Consider the following 17,772-nt stretch of genomic DNA (forward strand, 5'->3'; position numbering starts at 1 on the left):
GACATGGCCACGCCCAGGCCCACGCGCTTGTGCGGCGCCAGGCGGGTGCAGTCCTCGCCCGCGATGGTGATGCGCCCGCCGCTGGCGGGCTCCAGGCCGGCGATGCAGCGCAGCAGGCTGCTCTTGCCCGCGCCGTTGGCGCCGATGATGGCGATGACCTCGCCGGCCTTGACCTCCAGGCTCACGCCCTTGACGGCCTGGATGGCGCCGTAGGCGACCTCGAGTTGCTCGATCTTCAACATGCTGTGTCCCCTCAGGCCGTCGCCGCTGCGGCGTCGGCCTCGTCCTCGACGCCGAGGTAGGCCTGGATCACGCGCGGGTTGTTCTGGATCTCGGCCGGCTTGCCCTCGGCGATCTTGATGCCGTAGTCCAGCACGATGACGTGGTCGGAGATGGACATCACCAGGTCCATGTGGTGCTCCACCATCAGGATGGAGATGCCGCAGCGCGCGATCTTCAGCAGCAACTGGCCGAGCTCCGCCGTCTCCTGCGGGTTGAGGCCGGCCGCGGGTTCGTCGAGCAGCAGCAGTTGCGGCTCGGTGGCCAGGGCGCGCGCCAGCTCCACGCGGCGTTGCAGGCCGTAGGGCAGGCTGCCGGCGCTCGCGTGGGCCAGGGGCAGCAGGTCCACCAGTGCCAGCAGTTGCAGCGCGCGCTGCGTGGTGCGTTCTTCTTCGCGCCGCGCCGAGGGCAAGGCCAGCAGCGAGGCGAAGAAGCCGTTGCCCATGCGCGTGTGGTGGCCCAGCTTCACGTTGTCCAGCACGGACAGCTCCGCGAACAGGCGCAGGTTCTGGAAGGTGCGGCCCATGCCGAGCTGGCAGATGGTGTGCGCGGGCCGGCCCGCGAGGTTCTGTCCCAGGAAGCAGATGGTGCCCGCGCTCGGGTCCAGCACACCGGTGACCATGTTGATCATGGTGGACTTGCCCGCGCCGTTGGGGCCGATGAGCGCGTGCACGTGGCCGCGCTGCAGGCGAAAGGACACGTCCTGCGCGGGCTTGACGCCGCCGAAGGCCTTGGACACGTTCTCGACCACGAGCAGGTCGCCACTGGCGTCCGCCGCGGCCGGGCGGTAGGCGCGCGGCTCCACCGACGAGGGCAGCGCGGGCGTCTTGCGCCAGCGCGCGGTGAGCGTGCCCAGCAGGCCCATCACGCCGCCCGGCATGGCGTACAGCGCGAACAGCAGCAGAAAGCCGTAGAGGAAGTGCTGCGCGGCGGGCCAGCGCGCCAGGGCGGCGTCGATGGCGGTGAGGATGACCGTGCCCACCAGCGGCCCGTACTGCGAGCCCGCGCCGCCGAACAGCACCAGCAGCAGGATGAAGATGGACAGGTGGAAGGTGATGAAGTCGGAGTTGATGTACTGGTTCTGCTGCGCCACCAGCGCGCCCGCGATGCCGCAGGTGACGGCCGCGACCACGAAGGCGATGACCTTGGCGCGGTAGACGCGCACACCGACGGAGGAGGACGCGATCTCGTCGGCCTGCAGCGAGAGCAGGGCGCGGCCGAAGCGCCCGCCCACCAGGTTGCGCAGCAGCAGGTGGGTGATGGCGCACAGCGCCACGGTGAGCCACACCCACTGCTGCGTGCTCAGCGGTTCCTCGCCCCAGCTCAGCGGGCGGATGCCGTAGACGCCCTGCGCGCCGCCGAACACGTCCGTCCACTCGCTCACGAGCTTCTCGACCACGATGCCGAAGGCCAGGGTCACCATCGCCAGGTAAGGGCCCTTCACGCGCAGCGACGGCAGGGCGATGAGCACGCCGAACACGCCCGAGACCACGGCCGCCAGCGCCAGCGCGACCCAGGGGCTGATCTCGGTGCGCGTGGTGAGCAGGGCCACCGCGTAGGCGCCGGCCGCGAACAGGCCGGCCTGGCCCAGGGACTTCTGCCCGGCGTAGCCCACCAGCACGTTCATGCCGGCCGCGCACAGGTAGTACACGCCCATCATGAAGAGGATGCGCAGGTAGTAATCGTTGTTGAGCGCGAGCGTGAGGCCGACCACCACGGCCACGGCCAGCAGCACGCCGGCGATGTGGGGAACGCGCTTCATACCTTCTCCACCGCGCGCGAGCCGAACAGGCCGGTGGGGCGCAAGGCCAGCACCAGAATGACGAGCGCGAAGATCGCGACCTCGCGCCACTGCGCCTGCCACAGGTTCACCAGCGATTCGATGACGCCGAGCGCGAAGCCGCCGATGACGCAGCCGCGCGGGTTGCTCAGGCCGCCGATCATGGCGCCCGAGAAGCCCTTGAGGCCCACGGCGAGGCCCATGTAGAGCGAGGCCTGCGCGATGGGCGCGAGCAGGAAGCCCGACAGGCCCGCGAGCGCGGAACTCACGACGAAGGCGATCACCATGATGGCCTTGGTGTTGATGCCCATGAGGCTGGCCACGCTGCCGTTGGCCGCGACCGCGCGCATGGCCTTGCCGAGCAGGGTGCGGTTCATGACGTGGTCGAAGCCGACCATGACGACGACGGCCACGCCCAGGGTGAGCAGCTCCTGCGGGCGCACGCCCACGCCCATGAAGCGCAGCACCTGGTCGCCCACGGGGCTGGGCACCACCACGGGCTTGGGGCCCCAGATGGCCAGGCCGATGCTCTGCAGGATGACGCCGAAGCCCAGGGTGCTCATGACCCAGGCCATGCCGGGGCGGCCCGCGAAGGGCCGCACGCCCACGGCGTAGAGCAGCCAGCCCAGCAGGCCCATCACGCCCAGGGCGCCGACCAGGGCCATGAGCTGGGCCGCGCCGCCGGGCTCGGCGTCGCCGAAGCTGGTGGCCGTGAGCGGGCGGCCGACGGCGAGGAACAGCACGCTCATGCCGATGAAGGCGCCCGCCGTCACGAACTCACCGTGCGAGAAGTTGAGGGTCTTGGTGGTGGTGAAGGTGACGCTGAAGCCCAGCGCGACCAGGGCGTAGGCACCGCCCACGCACAGCCCGCTGAGCACCGCCTGCAGGAGCGCTTCTGTCATGTTGTCTGTCTCCGGGAAAAGGCGCGCGGGCCGCCGACGGCGCCGCGCGCGCGGCCGCTTACTTCTTGAAGTCCGCCGCGGTCAGCGTCTTCAGGATCGGGTCGCTGTAGGGCAGCAGCTTGCCGTCCTTCCAGCGGATCCAGACGAAGTCCTCGGCGGTCAGGGCCTCGCGGTCGGTCTTGCTGAAGGGCTTGTTGTAGGTCTTGAGCACGCCCTGCACGGGGGTCTTCAGGTCTTCCAGCGCGGCGCGCACGGCGGCGCCGTCGGTGCTGTTGGCCTGCTTGGCGGCGGCGGCGTAGAGCAGCACCGAGTCGTAACCGTGCAGCGCGAAGGAGAAGGCGCTCGGCGCTTTCAGTTTGCTGCCGATGCGGTCGTAGAGCTTCTGCTGCGCGGGCGTTTTCTCTTCGCTCACGGTGCGCATGAAGATGGGCTTGTCGGCCAGGGCCTTGCCCGCGGCGTCGTAGAAGGTGATGTTGTCGGCCGCCCAGGAGGTGAGCGTCAGCGGGAAGTAGTTGATCTTCTCCATGCTGCGCACCAGTTGCGCGATGGGCGTGCCCTGGGCCCAGACGACCACGGTGTCCACGCCGGCGGCCTTCATCTTGTTGAGCTGCGAGGTCATGTCGGTGTCGCCCACGCCGAAGTGCTCGGTGGCGACGATCTTGATGCCCTGCTTCTCGGCCAGCTCCTGCATGTCCTTCATGCCGCCCTGGCCGTAGCCGGTGGTCTCGGCCATCAGGCCCACGCTCTTGGCGTTGCCGTTCTTCTTCACGTAGGCCATGAGCGCGGCCACCTGTTCGCGGTCCACCATGGAGACGCGGAACATGTAGTTGTCGCCCGAGCCCATGGGCGCGGTGATGGCGGTGCCCGAGCCGACGTTGCCGATCACCGGCACCTTCTTCTGGTTGGCGATGTGCTTCCAGGCCATGGCGTTGCCCGAGTTGGTGGGGCCGAACACGGCGACCACCTTCTCGCTGTCGATCAGCTCGGTCATGTTCTGGATGGACTTGGGCGGCGCGGAGGCGTCGTCGCGCACCACCAGGGCCAGCTTCTTGCCCAGCACGCCACCGGCGGCGTTGATGTCGGCGATGGCCGCTTCCATGCCGATGACGGCGGCCTGGCCGCTCTGCGCCGAGGGCGAGGCGGAGAGGTCGCCGTTGTAGCCGAGCTTGATGTCCTGGGCCTGAACGCCGCCCGCGAAGGCGGCGAGTGCGATGGCCGACAGGGCGGCGCCCCAGTAACGCTTGATGCTCATGTTGTCTCCTGTTGTGAATGGGATGGGCGGGAAGAATGGCTTGGCGCTGGCGTCAAACCGCGAGAAAACCTCCGTCCACCGGCAGGGTGATGCCGGTGACGTAGCGGGCCATGTCGCTGGCCAGGAAGACGATGGGACCGACGAGGTCCTCCGTCTCGCCCACGCGGCCCATGGGAATGCGCGTCATGAAGCCCTGCAGGCGCGAAGGGTCCTCGCGCGTGGCGGCCGTCATGGGCGTGGCGATGACGCCGGGCGCCAGCGCGTTGACGCGCACGCCGAAGGGCGCGAGCTCCTGGGCCAGCGACTGCGTGAGCATCTTGATGGCGCCCTTGGACGGCGAGTAGCCGAGCGAGGCGGCCTGGCCCGCGTAGGCCGCGATGGAGGCCATGTTGACGATGCAGCCGCGCGTGGCCTTGAGCGAATCCAGCAGCGCGTGCGTGACGTTGAAGGTGCCGTGCACGTTCACGTCCAGGGTCTTCCTGAAGTTCTCGGCCGCGCGCGGGCTGGCGGTGGTCTCGCGGATGATGATGCCGGCGTTGTTGACGAGCAGGTCGACCTCACCGATCTGCGCCGCGACCTGTTGCGCGACGTCGCGGCAGGCCTCGGGCGAGGTCACGTCGAGCGCGAAGGACCAGGCCTGGCCGCCGGCCTCGCGCACCAGGCGCGCGGTCTCTTCCACGGCGGCGGCGTTCATGTCGGTGGCGACGATGCGCGCGCCGGCCTGCGCCAGCCCCAGGCAGAAGGCGCGGCCGTTGCCCTGGCCGGCGCCGGTGACGAAGGCCAGGCGGCCTTGCAGCAGGCGCGGCGCGAGGGTCTCGGGGTAAGTGGGCATGCGCGTTCCTCAGGCGGTGGGGGCGAGTTGCCGTGTGGCGGTGGCCGCCGGCTGGCCCAGCGGCGCGGCCTTGGCGAGTTGCTGGCCCGCGATGTAGCCGAAGGTGATGGCCGGGCCCAGGGTGATGCCCGCGCCAGGGTAGTTGCCACCCATCACGCTGGCGGCGTCGTTGCCCACGGCGTAGAGGCCGGCGATGGGTTCGCCCAGGCCATTGAGCACGCGCGTCTTCTCGTCGGTGACCAGGCCGGCGAAGGTGCCGATGTCGCCGATGACGAGCTTGATGGCGTAGTAGGGGCCGTGTTCCAGCGGGGCCACGCAGGGGTTGGGCGTGACGCTGGCGTCGCCCTGGTAGCGGTTGTAGGCCTTGCTGCCCTTGCCGAAGGCCGGGTCTTCGCCCTTCGCCGCGTGCCGGTTGAACTCGGCCACGGTGTGCTCCAGCGTGGTGGGCGCGATGCCGAGCTTCGTCGCCAGCTCAGCGATGCTGGCGCCGGACTTCAGGTAGCCGTTGCGCAGGTGGCGCCCGATGGGCAGCGGCGCGGGCGCCACGCAGCCCAGGCCGTAGCTGCGCAGGGCCTTGTGGTCGCACAGCAGCCAGGCGAAGGTGTCGCCGCGGCCCGCGCAGGCCTTGACCATGGCCTGCACGAAGTCGTGGTACGAGTTGCCTTCGTTGGTGAAGCGCTGGCCCTCGGGGCTCACGGCGATCACGCCGGGCTTGGCGCGGTCGATGAAGTGCGGCATCACACCCGTGCTCTTGTCCGGGCGCGTGGTCACGGAGGCGGGCACCCACGCAGCGGCGTGCGGGATGGTCGGGTCCACGCGAGCGCCGACCGACTCGGCCAGGCGCAGGCCGTCGCCGGTGTTGGTGCTGGGCGAGGGCGAGAAGTGTTCGCGGCCCGTGGGCGCGTGCGGGAACAGTTGTTTGCGGCGCTCGATGTCGTACGGGAAGCCACCCGTGGCCAGTACCACGCCGCGGCGCACGCTCACGCGCACCGGCTTGCCCTCGTGCTCCACCAGCGCGCCAGTGACCGCGTCACCCTCCGTCAGCAACTGCTTCACCGGCGAGGACAGCCACACGGGGATGTTGCGGTCCATGGCGGCCTTGGCCAGGCGGCCGGCGAGCGCGTTGCCGTTGGTGAGCGTCATGCCGCGGCCGTGCAGGAGCACGTCCAGGAAATGGCGCGTGAGCCGCTTGGTCACATACCAGAAGGACGTGGGCGACTTGAAGACGCGCATGAAGTGGCGAATCTCCGGGCCCGAGCCCAGCATCATCCCGAACACGGTGAGCTCGGGCAGCGGCGGGGCCAACTGCTTGATGCGCGGGCCGAGTTCGCGGCCATCGAAGGGCCGCGTGACCATGGAGCGCCCGCCAGGCAGGCCGCCCGGCGCTTCGGCGTGGTAGTCCGGGAACACGGGCGGCAGGTCAAAGCGCAGCGGCGTCTGGCTGGTGAAGAACTGAATGGCCTTGGGGCCGTTCTCCAGGAAGGCGTCGACGCGCTTCTCGTCGTAGTGCGTGGTGGCCTCGTGCTTCAGGTAGGCCTTGGCGGCGCCCGGTGGCTCCGTGATGCCCTGCTCCTGGGCGAGGTGGGTGCCGGGGATCCACAGCCAGCCACCCGAGCGCGCGGTGGTGCCGCCGAACTGCGGCTGTTTGTCCACCACCAGCACGTCCAGCCCCTGCGAGGCGGCCGTGACGGCGGTGGCCATGCCCGATGCGCCGGTACCGATCACCAGTACGTCGACGAGCTTTGTCTCCTGTGACATGCATTGCTCCTGGTCAGTGGGGCGATTCTAGAAGTCTCATCTGACTATCGTCAACGCATTTGATAATATCTTTTCGTCTGATTGGGTCGTAGTCGTTAGAAATGCTCAGGGAAAACCCTATGGATACACTTGCGCGCGCCCTCACCGCCCACACCCCCATGGAAGAGAAGAGCCGACGAGGTATTCAGTCGATCGAGATCGGCAGCGCCCTGCTGCTGGAGCTCGCGCGCAAGGTGCGGCCCGTGGCCCTGAAGGACTTGGCCAAGGCGGCGGGCATGACGGCGGGCAAGGCCCACCCGTACATGGTGAGCTTCCTCAAGGTGGGCTTCGTCTCGCAGAACGACGCGGGGCAGTACGAGCTGGGGCCGCTGGCCCTTCAACTCGGGCTCATCAAGCTGCAGCGCATGGACCCGGTGAAGGAAGCGTCCGCCGTGCTGGAGCAACTGGCGCACGCCACGGGCCAGAGCGTGGCGCTGGTGGTGTGGGGCAACCTCGGGCCCACCATCGTGCGCATGGAAGAGCCCATCCAGCCGCTGCACGTGAACCTGCGCACGGGCACGGTGATGTCGCTCACCAGCACGGCCACCGGCCGCCTGTTCGCGGCCTACCTGCCGCCCAAGGTGGTGGAGCGGCTGCTGGCCGAAGACCTGGCGCGATCGAACTACGGCACCACGCCCACGCCGGTGCACACCATCCAGGACTTGGAGCCCACGCTGGCCGAGATCCGCCAGCACGGCCTCTCGCGCACGCGCGGGCAGCCCATCCCCGGCATCGACGCGCTGTGCGCGCCGGTGTTCGACGCCGAGGGTCACATCGTGCTGGGCGTGCTGGTGATGGGGCCCTCGGCCACCTTCGACAGCGAGTGGGACGGCGGCATCGCCAGGCCCTTGCTCGCCTGCGCCGCCGAGATCACGCGGCGGGTGGGCGGGGCGAAGTAGGCGCGCCCGATCCGGGGTTTTGCGCCCGGCGCACCGCGCTTTTCCGGCGACTGCCTGTCGCCGAAGCGATTCAAGATCCGCGTCAACCGCGTCGATACGCGGAACACGGCTGGCGCCGCCGGCCTTATCCACGACACACCCCGGAACCTCCGCATGAAACTCAACGACCTCAAGGTCGGCAACCGCCTGGCCTTCGCTTTCGGATTGGTTCTGCTCATCACGGCGCTGATGTCGGCCATCGGTGTCTGGCGCCTGCACGAACTGGCGCAGACCACGCAGCAACTGGCCACCATCGACAACGAAAAGTTGCGCATGGCCGTGCAATGGCGCCAGACCATCGACCTGAACTGGATCCGCACCCGCGCCGCCGCGCTCGACTCGGACACGAGCCGCATGAGCGAGTGGCAGGCCGCCATGGACAAGACCTCCGAGATCACGCTGGCCTCGCGCAAGCGCATCGTCGAGCTGGTGCAACTGGAAGAAGGCAAGCGCCTGATCGCGGCCATCGACGCCGCGCGCGAGGCCTACCGCACGCCGCGCGCCAACCTGCTCAAGCAGCGCCTGGCCGGCGAGGACATCAGCGCCGCGCTGGACCGCGACCTGCGCCCGCTCGCCGAGGCCTACCTGAACTCCATCGTCCAGCTGGAGGAGTTCCAGCAGAGCATCTACGACAAGTCCCTGGCCGAGGCCACCGCCAACGCGGCGCAGGGTCGCAACATCCTGATCGCCGGCGGCGTGCTCGCCGTGCTGATCGGCGCCGCCGCCGCCTTCGTGCTGAGCCGCTCCATCACCGTGCCGCTGCGCCAGGCCGCCGACAGCGCGCGCCGCATCGCCGACGGCGACCTCACCAACGCCATCCACGCCGACGGCCGCGACGAGGCCGCGCAACTGCTGCAGGCCTTGAAGGGCATGCAGGACAACCTGGCCCACGTGGTCTCCAACGTGCGCGGCAACGCCGAAGGCGTGGCCTCGGCCAGCTCGCAGATCGCCCAGGGCAACCAGGACCTGTCGGCCCGCACCGAGCAGCAGGCCTCGGCGCTGGAGGAAACGGCGGCGTCCATGGAGCAGTTGAGTTCCACCGTGCGCCTGAACGCCGACAACGCGCAGCAAGCCAATCAGTTGGCGATGAGCGCCTCAACCGTGGCCTCTCAGGGTGGCGAGGTGGTCGCCCGCGTGGTCGACACCATGAAGGGCATCAACGACAGCTCGCGCCGCATCGCCGACATCATCAGCGTGATCGACGGCATTGCCTTCCAGACCAACATCCTGGCGCTCAACGCCGCCGTGGAAGCGGCGCGCGCGGGTGAGCAGGGCCGCGGCTTCGCGGTGGTGGCCGGCGAGGTGCGCAACCTCGCTCAGCGCAGCGCCGAAGCGGCCAAGGAAATCAAGGGCCTGATCACGGACAGCGTGGAGCGCGTGGAGCAGGGCTCGGCCCTGGTGGACCAGGCCGGCACCACGATGAGCGAGGTGGTCGCCAGCATCCGCCGCGTGACGGACATCGTGGGCGAGATCAGCGCCGCCAGCAGCGAGCAGAGCTCGGGCGTGGCCCAGGTGGGCGAAGCCGTGACGCAGATGGACCAGGCCACGCAGCAGAACGCGGCGCTGGTCGAGGAAAGCGCGGCGGCGGCCTCCAGCCTGAAGACGCAGGCCGCGCAGATGGTGGAATCGGTGGCGGTGTTCCGCCTGGCGCGCGGCTGAGGGCCGGCGCGGCGGACATCACGCCGCGGGTGGACGGGGCGAATCGGGCCGGGCCGGCAGCAGGCTCGGCCGCCCACAGCGCAGGTAGCGGCCCTGTCCCGGGCGCGGGTGGAAATCCCGCCCGTCCCAGACCACTTCACCGCCAACGATGGTGACCCCCGGCCACGCACGCAGGACCATGCCCTCGTAAGGCGTGTAGTCCACCGCGTGGTGCAGGGCGGCGTTGCGCACGGTGCGCTCGCCCTCGTCCCAGATCACCAGGTCGGCGTCGCCACCGATGGCGATGCTGCCCTTGCGCGGATGCAGGCCATAGGCCTTGGCGGGGTTGGTGGCCGTGAGTTCGACGAAGCGCTGCAGCGTGATGCGCCCGCCCAGCACACCCTCCGAGTACAGCAGCGGCATGCGCGTTTCGATGCCGGGAATGCCGTTCGGGATGTGCTGGAACGCCACCTCTTCGCCATTCGGTTTCTTGCCCTCGGTGCCGTCGTAGCGAAAGGGCGCGTGGTCGGACGAGAACACGGTGAACAGGCCATCGGCCAGGCCATCCCAGATCACCTGCTGGTTCTGCTTGTCGCGCGGCGGTGGGCTGCACACGCAGCGCGCGCCCTTGTAGCTGTCGTCGATGCCCAGGTCCTCGGCGGTGAGGAAGAGGTACTGCGGACACGTCTCGGCGAACACCTTCAGGCCCTGGGCGCGCGCCCAGCGGATCTGCTCCACCGCTTCGCGGCCCGAGACGTGCACGATCAGGATGGGCACGTCGATCAGCTCGGCCAGCGAGATGGCGCGGTGCGTGGCCTCGCGCTCCACCAGCATGGGCCGCGCGTGCGCGTGAAAACGCGGCGCGGTGCGGCCCGCCGCCTCCAGGCGGCGCGTGAGCCAGGCGATGCAGTCGGCGTTCTCCGCGTGGATCATGGCCATGGCGTCGTGGCGCCGCGCAAGCTCCAGCAGGTCCAGGATCTGGCCATCGTCGAGCTTGAGGTCGTCGTAGGTCATGTAGATCTTGAACGAGGTGTAGCCCTCGCGGATCAGCTCGGGCAGCTCGCGGCCCAGCACCTCGGGCGTGGGGTCGCTCACGATCAGGTGGAAGGCGTGATCGAGGTGCGCCCGGCCCTCGGCGCGCGCGTGGTAGTCGTTCACCGCGGCGCGCAGGGACTGGCCCTTGGCCTGCGCCGCGAAGGGAATGACGGTGGTGGTGCCGCCGCAGGCGGCGGCGCGCGTGCCGCTGTCGAAGTCATCGGCCATGCGCACCGGTGGCGCCATGGGCTGGTCGAGATGGCAATGGGCGTCCACGCCGCCGGGCGTGACCACCCGGCCCGCCGCGTCGATCTCGCGCGCACCGGCGGCCAGGCGCTGGCCCAGTTGCTGGATCACGCCGTCGCGGATGCCGATGTCGCTGGTGAAGCAGTCCGCAGCGGTGGCCACGCGGGCGTGGCGGATCACCAGGTCGAATGCCGGTTGCTCGCTCATGGCTGGCGCCCCATCAGCAGCGCGAGGCCGCCGCTCAATCCCTGGTGCGCCTTGGCGGGCGGCGGCGACAGCGCGCCGCTGCGCCGCGGCTCGTAGCCGGCGCGGCCCAGGGCCTCGGCCATGCGGATCGCGCTGCCCACGCCGTCGATGAGGGGCACGGGCACCTGATCGGCGATCTCGCGCGCCAGGCCCGCCAGCGGTGCGCCGGCCAGGATGATGCTGTCCGCGCCGTCCTCCTCCACGCAGCTCAGGCACATCTCGCGCAGCACCTCGCGCGCCTCGTGCTGCACGGTGCCCACGCTGGCGAAGCCCTGCTTGAGCCCGCGGTAGCCGGTCATGCGCGAGGACAGGCCCAGCTGCTCCACGGTCTGCACGTACCAGGCACCGATGCGCTGCGAGATGCCCACGATGGCGAAGCGCCCGCCCAGCAGGAAGGCCGCGGCCACCGCGGACTCGGTCAGGCCGACGACGGGGATGTCGAGCAGTTCCTTGGCGGCCACGACGCCGGGGTCGCCGAAGGCGGCGATCACGGCCACGTCGTGCCCGGCCTGCTGTTGCGCCAGCAGTTGCAGCGAGGCGTAGGCGCCCACCGCGGCTTCGCCCGGCGTCTCGATGTAGGCCACGCCAAAGGGTGCGGTCGCCATGGTGATCCGCGTATCCGGCAGGGCCGCGCGACGGGCCTCGTTGTGGATCAGCTCGGTGACGCTCTGGGAAATGTTGGGGTTGATGACGAGGATGTTCAAGCGTGTCTCCGGGGCTCGACTTGCGCGCGCGCCCGCTCCCACAAGGCGGCCGCCGCCGCTTGGGCGTCGGCCAGGATGCTGTCTTGGTCGACGCGCAGGGCGCGACCGCCTTCCACCACGATCTCGCCGTGCACCAGCACCAGGGCCACGTCGCGGCCCTGGCCGGTGTGCACCAGGTTGCCCAGCGGGTTGATGCAGGGCACCAGGTGCGGGCGGCGCATGTCCACGCACACCATGTCGGCCAGCTTGCCGGCCTCCAGGCTGCCCAGGTGATCGCCCAGGCCCATGGCGTGCGCGCCGTTGTAGGTGGCCATGCGCAGCATGTCCGCCGGCTGCCAGCCCTCGTCGATGCCACCGGCCTGTATGCGCCCCAGGTTCAGCGCCCAGCGCATGACCTCGATCATGTCGGCGTGCATGTTGTCGGTGGCCAGCGCCAGGCGGATGCCGGCGTCCTGCATGGCGCGCGTGGGCGCGATGCGCCCACCCGTGGCGTTGCCCTTGGGCACGTGCGCGAGGTTCATGCCGGCCGCACCGGCGCGGCGCATGTCGGACTCGCTCATGTACATGCCGTGCGCGGCGATCAGCGAGGGGCCGAGCAGGCCGGTCTCTTCCAGCAGCTCGCAGGGCGTGCAGCCGTCGCGCTCCTGCACGCGCTGGTTCTCCATGCGGCTCTGCGACAGGTGCGTGGTGGCCACGCCGCCGTGGCGCTCGCGGTGGTCGGCCACCCGCCGCAGCAGGCCGCGCGAGCAGGTGTCCGGCGCGTGCGGCGTGAGGTGCACGCCGGTGCGGCCCTCGGGTCCGCTGTGCCAGCGCGCGTGCAAGGCCAGGGCCTCGCCCAGGGTGCGTTCGCCGATGGCCTCGTCGTGCCGCCATTCGCCCAGGTGCACGCGCGAGAAGTCCACGTCGTGGATGCGGCCGCAGGCGTAGGCGCGCAGGCCCACGTCGGCCATCGCCGGCAGGGTCAGGTCGGCGTGCACGTAGCTGTCGTTGATGACGGTGGAGCCGAACATCAGCGCTTCCAGCGCGCCCAGGCGGGCCAGGGCCACGGCCTCGTCCGGCGTGACCTCGTGGCCGTGCGGCACGCCAGGCGTGTAGGCCGGCGCGAACCCCATGTCCTCGGCCACGCCACGCACCATGGTCAGGATGGTGTGCGTGTGAACGTTGACGAAGCCGGGCAGCACCAGATGCCCGCTCAGGTCGATGTGGCGACGCGCGTGGGCGCGCGGGGCGTCGGCGGCGCGCGCCACGAAGGCGATGCGCGGGCCGGCGATGCCGATCACCGCGTTCTCGATCACCTCCAGCTCGGGGCGCGTGTGCACCACGGTGGCGCCGGTGAGCAGCAGGTCCAGCGGGCCGGCCACCGTGTTCGAAGCGTCTGGCGTCATGCTCGGTCCCTCAGAAGCCCAGCGCGCGCGGCAGGGCGGTGACGATGGACGGGAAGGCCACGCACAGCAGCAGCATGGCGAACTGGAACACCACGAAGGGCATGGACTCCCGGATGATGGCGCCCATGGGCACGCGGGTGATGCCGCTCATGACGAAGAACAGCACACCCACCGGCGGCGTCATCATCCCGATCACCAGGTTGAACATGAACAGGAAGCCGAACCACAGCGGGTCCAGGCCGAACGCGTCGGCGATCGGCACGAACAGCGGCACCAGCATGATGTAGGCCGCGTTCGACTCCATGAACATGCCCACCACCACCAGCAACAGCATGGTCAGCAGCACGAAGACCATGGGGTCGGCGGTCATGCCCTTGACCCAGTCGGCCATCTGCTGCGGCACCATGTCGATGGTGAGCAGGAAGGTCACGGTGGCGGCCAGCGCGATCAGCGCGCCCACCATCGAGGCCGTGACGGCCGCGCGGAACAGGCAGCCGGGCAGGTCCGACAGGCGCAGCTTGCGCGTCACCAGCAGGCCCACCAGCCCCGAATAGACCACCGCGATGGCCGCGCCCTCGGTGGCCGTGAAGACGCCGCCGATGATGCCGCCCACCACGATGATGGGCATGAACAGGATGATGTGCGCCCGGCGGAACTGCACCCAGGCGTTGCGCGCGTTGAAGGCCTCGCCCGTGGGCGGGTACTGGCGCTTCCACGAGATGAAGCTGGCGATGCCGATGAAGCCCAAAGCCAGCAGAATGCCCGGCACGATGCCGGCCATGAACAGCCCGCCCACCGACACCGACGACCCGGCCATCAGCGCGTAGACGATCATGGCGTTGGACGGCGGGATCACCGGCCCCAGGTTGGCCGCCGAGGCGATCACCGCGCAGTTGAAGCTGTCGGGGTAGTGCTTGCGCAGCGCCGGCACCAGGGCGCTGCCCAGCGCACTGGCCGAGGCCACCGCCGCGCCGCTGACCGAGGCCAGGATGGTGCCCGCGATGATGGTCACGTGGGCCAGGCCCCCGTGCACGCGGCCGACCAGGCTGTTGGCGAAGGCCACCAGCCGCTCCATCATGCCGGCCTTGACCATCAGCTCGCCGGCCAGCATGAACAGGGGGATGGCCATCAGGGGGAAGTTGTCCACCGCGTGCAGCATGCGCTGGGCCATCATCACCAGCTCGAAGTCGGCCGCGTACAGGGCCGCGAGCGAAGCGAAGCCGAGCGCGAACGCCAGGGGCATGCCGGCAAAGGCGAGCAGGCAGAAGACGCCGATCACCAGCCAGGTCATGACAGCCTCCCTTCCCAGATGCGCGGGCCCAGCCAGGCGTGCAGCACCAGGTGGACGAACGAATGGGCCGCGCAGATGAGCACGGCGACGTAGTAGACGCCGGCCGTGATGGGCAGGGTGGGCATGAGCTCCTGCCACTTGTCCTGCGTGGCCACCCAGGCGGCGCAGAACACCGCCGCCATCAGCACCGCGCTGGCCACGCTCACCAGGCGAAACAGCAGGTCCTTGTTGCGCGGCGACAGGTTCATCACCAGCAGGTCGATGCCGACGTGCACCGCGTACTTGATGCCGTGCGGGATCGCCAGGAAGATGACCCAGACGAAGAACAGGCGCGAGACCTCGTCGGCCGAGTCGATGGACGAGCTCAGCACGTAGCGCCAGAACACCTGCAGCGACACCATCAGCGTCATCGCGGCCATGGCCAGCACGATCACGACCATGGACGCGCGGTCGAAGGCCTCGACCACGCGCCGGATGGCGGGCCAGACCGGCGGCAGGCCGCCGTCACCCGGTGGGGGAGCCGCGTCCGCGGCAGGGGCGCCCTGCGTCACTTGGCGGCCTCGCTGACGACGGTGTCGATCAGCTTGGGATCGATGCGCTTCTTGAGCGACTCGACCACGCTCGCGGTGGTGCGGCGGAAGTCGGCGCGGCCTTGCGGGGTGATCGGGGTGAAGGTCATGCCGGCCTTGACCAGCTGCTGGCGCCAGCGCTCGTCCTCACGGGCCGCTTCCGCGCGCTGCCACGTCATGGCCTCTTTCATGGAGGCCATGACCGCTTCCTGCTGCGGCTTGCTCAGGCGCTCGAACAGGCGCTTGTTGGCGGCGGCGTTGATGAAGTCGTAGAAGTGGCCGGTGTCTGAGAGGTGCTTCTGCACCTCGTTGAAGCGGCGGCTGGCGATGATGTTGTAGGGGTTCTCGTGACCGTCCAGCACGCCCTGCTGCATGGCCGAATACACCTCCTTCACGTCCATGGCGACCGGATTGGCCCCCAGCGCGCGGAAGGTGTCCAGGTGCACTTCATTGGGCTGCAGCCGGATCTTCAGTCCCTTGAAGTCCGCCGAGGAGGTGATGGGCCGCACGTTGTTGGTCACGTGGCGAAAGCCCAGTTCGCCATAGCCCAGGCTGATGAAGCCCTTCTGCGCCATGCGCTCGTCGAACAGCTTGCCCACCGGGCCGTCCATGACGCGGAAAGCGGCCTCGCGCGAAGGGAACAGGAAGGGCAGGCTGACGGCCTCGTACTCCGGCACGATGCGCGTGAAATAGGCGATGGAGGTGACGATGGCGAAGACCGTGCCGGAACGCACCTGGTCGACGTTCTCCGACGCCCCGCCCAGCTGCATGTTGGGGAACAGGTCCACCTGGAGTTCGCCCTTGGTGCGCGCCTCCACCTCCTTCTTGAAGAGCTCCATCACCTTGGTGGCGGTGTGGTCCGCGGGAAAGTTGCCCGCCACGCGAAGCCGCTGCTGGGCCAGGGACGGGGCGTGAAGACCCGCAAGGGTCAAGGCGGCGGCAGCCGAAAGGAGGAGGGATCGGCGAAACTTCATGGCAATTCCTTCGCTGGAGCAGCGGATGGGTGTTGAGGGGATGGAACCCGGAAAATGCAAGAACCGTGCAAGTGCATTATCCTTCTGATGAAATGCCTGTCAACTCGGTATTTACGCACTTAAACAGTGCATGTTGCGTAGAATTTGATTATTCTGCGCACCAAGATAATTCAGTTGTGGCGATGCAGTGTGAATCTGCATTCAAATGGGGAAGGCCGTGGACAAGCCTGTGACTGAGGCCCCGCCAGGGGCCGCGCCCGTGGCGGGCGGGGAAGAACCAGCCGGCGCGGAGGAGCGGCGGCGCCGGCACGGCGTGCACGCCGACGTGTGCGGGCACATCCGCAACCTGATCGTCCACGGCGAACTGGCCTCGGGCGAGCGCATCAACGAGCTCGGGCTCAGCGAGGCGCTGGGGGTGTCGCGCACGCCCATTCGCGAGGCCTTGAAGGTGCTGGCGGCGGAGGGCCTGGTCGAGCTGCTGCCCAACCGGGGCTCGCGCGTGACCACGCCCTCGACGGATGAGATCGTCAACCTGTTCGCCGTGATCGCGGCCCTGGAGCGCCTGGCGGTGGAGACGGTGACGCTGCAGGCCTCGGCGCCGGCGCTGGCGCGGCTGCGCGCGCTGCACGACGAGATGCTGCGGCGCTACGCCGAAGGCGACCGCGACCGCTACTTCGAACTCAACCACCGCATACACGAGACCATCATCGAGATGGCGGACAACCCGCAGCTCAGCCGCACGCACGCCGACCTGATGACGCGCGCGCGGCGGCCGCGCTTCGTGGCCATCACCTCCGACGGGCGCTGGGACGAGTCGGTGAAGGAGCACGAGCTGGTGATGTCGGCCATGGAGTTGCGCGACGCGCGCTTCGCGGGCGAGATCCTGTTCCGGCACGTGCTCAAGACCGGCACGGCCTACATCCAGTCGCTGGCCGCCGCCAGCAAGGGCTGAGGCGCTCGATTCAGCCCCTCGCCGCCAGCCCGCTCACCGGCGGGCGGCGATCGAACCAGGGCCGCGCCGCCTCCAGCTGCGCGCACAGGCGCAGCAGCAGCCCCTCCTCACCGTAGCGCGCCGCGAACTGGCAACCGATCGGCAGGCCCTCGGGCGTCCAGTGCAGCGGCACCGAGGCCGCGGGCTGGCCCGTGACGTTGAACGGGTAGGTGAAGGGCAGGTAGGCCGTCACCTTGGCGAGCCAGGCCCGTGCGTCGCTGGAGCGGATGTCGAACCAGCCCAGCGGGCGCGGCGTCTGCGCCAGCGTGGGCGTGAGCCAGACGTCGTACCGCCCGAAGAAGCCCGCGATGCGCCGGGCCTGCCGGTGCAGCGCCTGCAGGTTGAGGATGTACTCGGCCGCGCCGATCCCGCGCGCGGATTCGGCCAGCGCATAGGTCAGCGGCTCCACCAGTTCGCGATCGGGCATGGCACCGCCGGTGGCGCGCGCGATGTTGGCCAGGGTGTTGGCCGCGAACACCATTTCGAAGCCACGCTCCAGCGCGGGCGCGTCGAACTCGGGCGAGGCCTCTTCCACGTGGTGGCCCAGTTCTTCGCACAGGCGCGCGGCGTCTCGCACCGCCGCCACGCAGGCCGGGTCCACGGGCACGCCGGTGGGCGCGGTCGTGGCGAAGGCAATGCGCAGGCGGCCGGGCGCGCGACCCACCTCGTCGAGAAACGGCCGCTCGGGCGGCGCCGCGCTGTAGGGGTCGCCCGGCATCGGCCCGGCCAGTGCGTCGAGCAGGGCCGCGCTGTCGCGCACGCTGCGGCTCACCACGTGCTGGTGGGCCAGGCCGCTCAGGCCCTCGCCGCCTTCAGGGCCGGCGGTGGTGCGCGCGCGCGTGGGCTTCAGGCCGAACAGGCCGCAGCACGAGGCGGGGATGCGGATGGAGCCACCGCCGTCGGTGGCGTGGGC

General features: G+C 69.7%; 16 protein-coding genes. 3 read left to right on the forward strand and 13 right to left on the reverse strand.

Features of this window, described 5'->3' with window-relative positions; translation table 11 throughout:
- The 6 genes from VLG41_RS03035 to VLG41_RS03060 form a co-directional block, all read right to left on the reverse strand.
- The coding region (locus tag VLG41_RS03035) for an ATP-binding cassette domain-containing protein (RefSeq protein ID WP_325347923.1) at window positions 1-242 on the reverse strand (242 nt) is incomplete at its 3' end.
- An 11-nt stretch (window positions 243-253) separates the two neighbouring features.
- A complete protein-coding gene (locus VLG41_RS03040) occupies window positions 254-2,041 on the reverse strand; it encodes a branched-chain amino acid ABC transporter ATP-binding protein/permease (protein ID WP_325347924.1) in 1,788 nt (595 codons plus the stop codon).
- On the reverse strand, window positions 2,038-2,961 hold the full coding sequence (locus tag VLG41_RS03045) for a branched-chain amino acid ABC transporter permease (protein ID WP_325347925.1): 924 nt from the start codon (window positions 2,959-2,961) through the stop codon (window positions 2,038-2,040). Before VLG41_RS03045 ends, VLG41_RS03040 begins: the two co-directional genes overlap by 4 nt.
- A 58-nt stretch (window positions 2,962-3,019) precedes the next feature.
- A complete protein-coding gene (locus tag VLG41_RS03050) occupies window positions 3,020-4,213 on the reverse strand; it encodes an ABC transporter substrate-binding protein (protein ID WP_325347926.1) in 1,194 nt (397 codons plus the stop codon).
- 52 nt (window positions 4,214-4,265) lie between these two features.
- Window positions 4,266-5,045, reverse strand: coding sequence for a glucose 1-dehydrogenase (locus VLG41_RS03055; RefSeq protein WP_325347927.1), 780 nt, complete (start codon window positions 5,043-5,045; stop codon window positions 4,266-4,268).
- Between the two features lie 9 nt (window positions 5,046-5,054).
- Window positions 5,055-6,803: an FAD-dependent oxidoreductase gene (locus VLG41_RS03060; RefSeq protein ID WP_325347928.1), complete on the reverse strand. Its 1,749-nt coding sequence runs from the start codon at window positions 6,801-6,803 to the stop codon at window positions 5,055-5,057.
- Window positions 6,804-6,961: 158 nt separating this feature from the next.
- Between VLG41_RS03060 and VLG41_RS03065 the strand changes: the two genes are divergently transcribed.
- The gene (locus VLG41_RS03065; protein ID WP_325347929.1) at window positions 6,962-7,741 is read left to right on the forward strand and encodes an IclR family transcriptional regulator; all 780 of its coding nucleotides are present in this window, start codon (window positions 6,962-6,964) and stop codon (window positions 7,739-7,741) included.
- Between the two features lie 153 nt (window positions 7,742-7,894).
- Window positions 7,895-9,439, forward strand: coding sequence for a methyl-accepting chemotaxis protein (locus VLG41_RS03070; protein WP_325347930.1), 1,545 nt, complete (start codon window positions 7,895-7,897; stop codon window positions 9,437-9,439).
- A gap of 18 nt (window positions 9,440-9,457) precedes the next feature.
- Here the strand turns inward: VLG41_RS03070 and hydA are convergent, their stop codons facing one another.
- From hydA to VLG41_RS03100, 6 genes are read right to left on the reverse strand one after another with little or no spacing between them, the layout of a single operon-like run.
- Window positions 9,458-10,906, reverse strand: coding sequence for a dihydropyrimidinase (gene hydA, locus VLG41_RS03075; RefSeq protein WP_325347931.1), 1,449 nt, complete (start codon window positions 10,904-10,906; stop codon window positions 9,458-9,460).
- Window positions 10,903-11,649: an aspartate/glutamate racemase family protein gene (locus VLG41_RS03080; RefSeq protein WP_325347932.1), complete on the reverse strand. Its 747-nt coding sequence runs from the start codon at window positions 11,647-11,649 to the stop codon at window positions 10,903-10,905. The genes hydA and VLG41_RS03080 overlap by 4 nt, the downstream gene beginning before the upstream one ends.
- The gene (locus tag VLG41_RS03085) at window positions 11,646-13,034 is read right to left on the reverse strand and encodes an amidohydrolase family protein (RefSeq protein ID WP_325347933.1); all 1,389 of its coding nucleotides are present in this window, start codon (window positions 13,032-13,034) and stop codon (window positions 11,646-11,648) included. The genes VLG41_RS03080 and VLG41_RS03085 overlap by 4 nt, the downstream gene beginning before the upstream one ends.
- Window positions 13,035-13,044: 10 nt before the next feature.
- Window positions 13,045-14,325 (reverse strand): TRAP transporter large permease, encoded by a 1,281-nt coding sequence (locus VLG41_RS03090; RefSeq protein WP_325347934.1) that lies wholly within the window; start codon window positions 14,323-14,325, stop codon window positions 13,045-13,047.
- A complete protein-coding gene (locus tag VLG41_RS03095) occupies window positions 14,322-14,876 on the reverse strand; it encodes a TRAP transporter small permease (protein WP_325347935.1) in 555 nt (184 codons plus the stop codon). The genes VLG41_RS03090 and VLG41_RS03095 overlap by 4 nt, the downstream gene beginning before the upstream one ends.
- Window positions 14,873-15,826 (reverse strand): TRAP transporter substrate-binding protein, encoded by a 954-nt coding sequence (locus VLG41_RS03100; protein ID WP_325347936.1) that lies wholly within the window; start codon window positions 15,824-15,826, stop codon window positions 14,873-14,875. Before VLG41_RS03100 ends, VLG41_RS03095 begins: the two co-directional genes overlap by 4 nt.
- Before the next feature lie 259 nt (window positions 15,827-16,085).
- Here VLG41_RS03100 and VLG41_RS03105 point away from each other — a divergent pair, with 259 nt between their 5' ends.
- Window positions 16,086-16,820, forward strand: coding sequence for a GntR family transcriptional regulator (locus VLG41_RS03105; RefSeq protein ID WP_325347937.1), 735 nt, complete (start codon window positions 16,086-16,088; stop codon window positions 16,818-16,820).
- A 10-nt stretch (window positions 16,821-16,830) separates the two neighbouring features.
- Here VLG41_RS03105 and VLG41_RS03110 read toward each other — a convergent pair.
- Window positions 16,831-17,772 (reverse strand): amidase (locus VLG41_RS03110; protein ID WP_325347938.1); only part of this gene is annotated, 942 nt, incomplete at its 5' end.

Source organism: Hydrogenophaga sp. (genome assembly GCF_035481345.1).
GTDB lineage: Bacteria > Pseudomonadota > Gammaproteobacteria > Burkholderiales > Burkholderiaceae_C > Hydrogenophaga.

What these genes read in the sequence shown, in the direction of transcription:
- VLG41_RS03055 (WP_325347927.1), bottom strand. Translation starts at nt 5,045, where the DNA reads ATGCCCACTTACCCCGAGACCCTCGCGCCGCGCCTGCTGCAAGGCCGC.
- VLG41_RS03085 (WP_325347933.1), bottom strand. Translation starts at nt 13,034, where the DNA reads ATGACGCCAGACGCTTCGAACACGGTGGCCGGCCCGCTGGACCTGCTG.
- VLG41_RS03070 (WP_325347930.1), top strand. Translation starts at nt 7,895, where the DNA reads ATGAAACTCAACGACCTCAAGGTCGGCAACCGCCTGGCCTTCGCTTTC.
- VLG41_RS03090 (WP_325347934.1), bottom strand. Translation starts at nt 14,325, where the DNA reads ATGACCTGGCTGGTGATCGGCGTCTTCTGCCTGCTCGCCTTTGCCGGC.
- VLG41_RS03065 (WP_325347929.1), top strand. Translation starts at nt 6,962, where the DNA reads ATGGAAGAGAAGAGCCGACGAGGTATTCAGTCGATCGAGATCGGCAGC.
- VLG41_RS03050 (WP_325347926.1), bottom strand. Translation starts at nt 4,213, where the DNA reads ATGAGCATCAAGCGTTACTGGGGCGCCGCCCTGTCGGCCATCGCACTC.
- hydA (WP_325347931.1), bottom strand. Translation starts at nt 10,906, where the DNA reads ATGAGCGAGCAACCGGCATTCGACCTGGTGATCCGCCACGCCCGCGTG.
- VLG41_RS03045 (WP_325347925.1), bottom strand. Translation starts at nt 2,961, where the DNA reads ATGACAGAAGCGCTCCTGCAGGCGGTGCTCAGCGGGCTGTGCGTGGGC.
- VLG41_RS03060 (WP_325347928.1), bottom strand. Translation starts at nt 6,803, where the DNA reads ATGTCACAGGAGACAAAGCTCGTCGACGTACTGGTGATCGGTACCGGC.
- VLG41_RS03040 (WP_325347924.1), bottom strand. Translation starts at nt 2,041, where the DNA reads ATGAAGCGCGTTCCCCACATCGCCGGCGTGCTGCTGGCCGTGGCCGTG.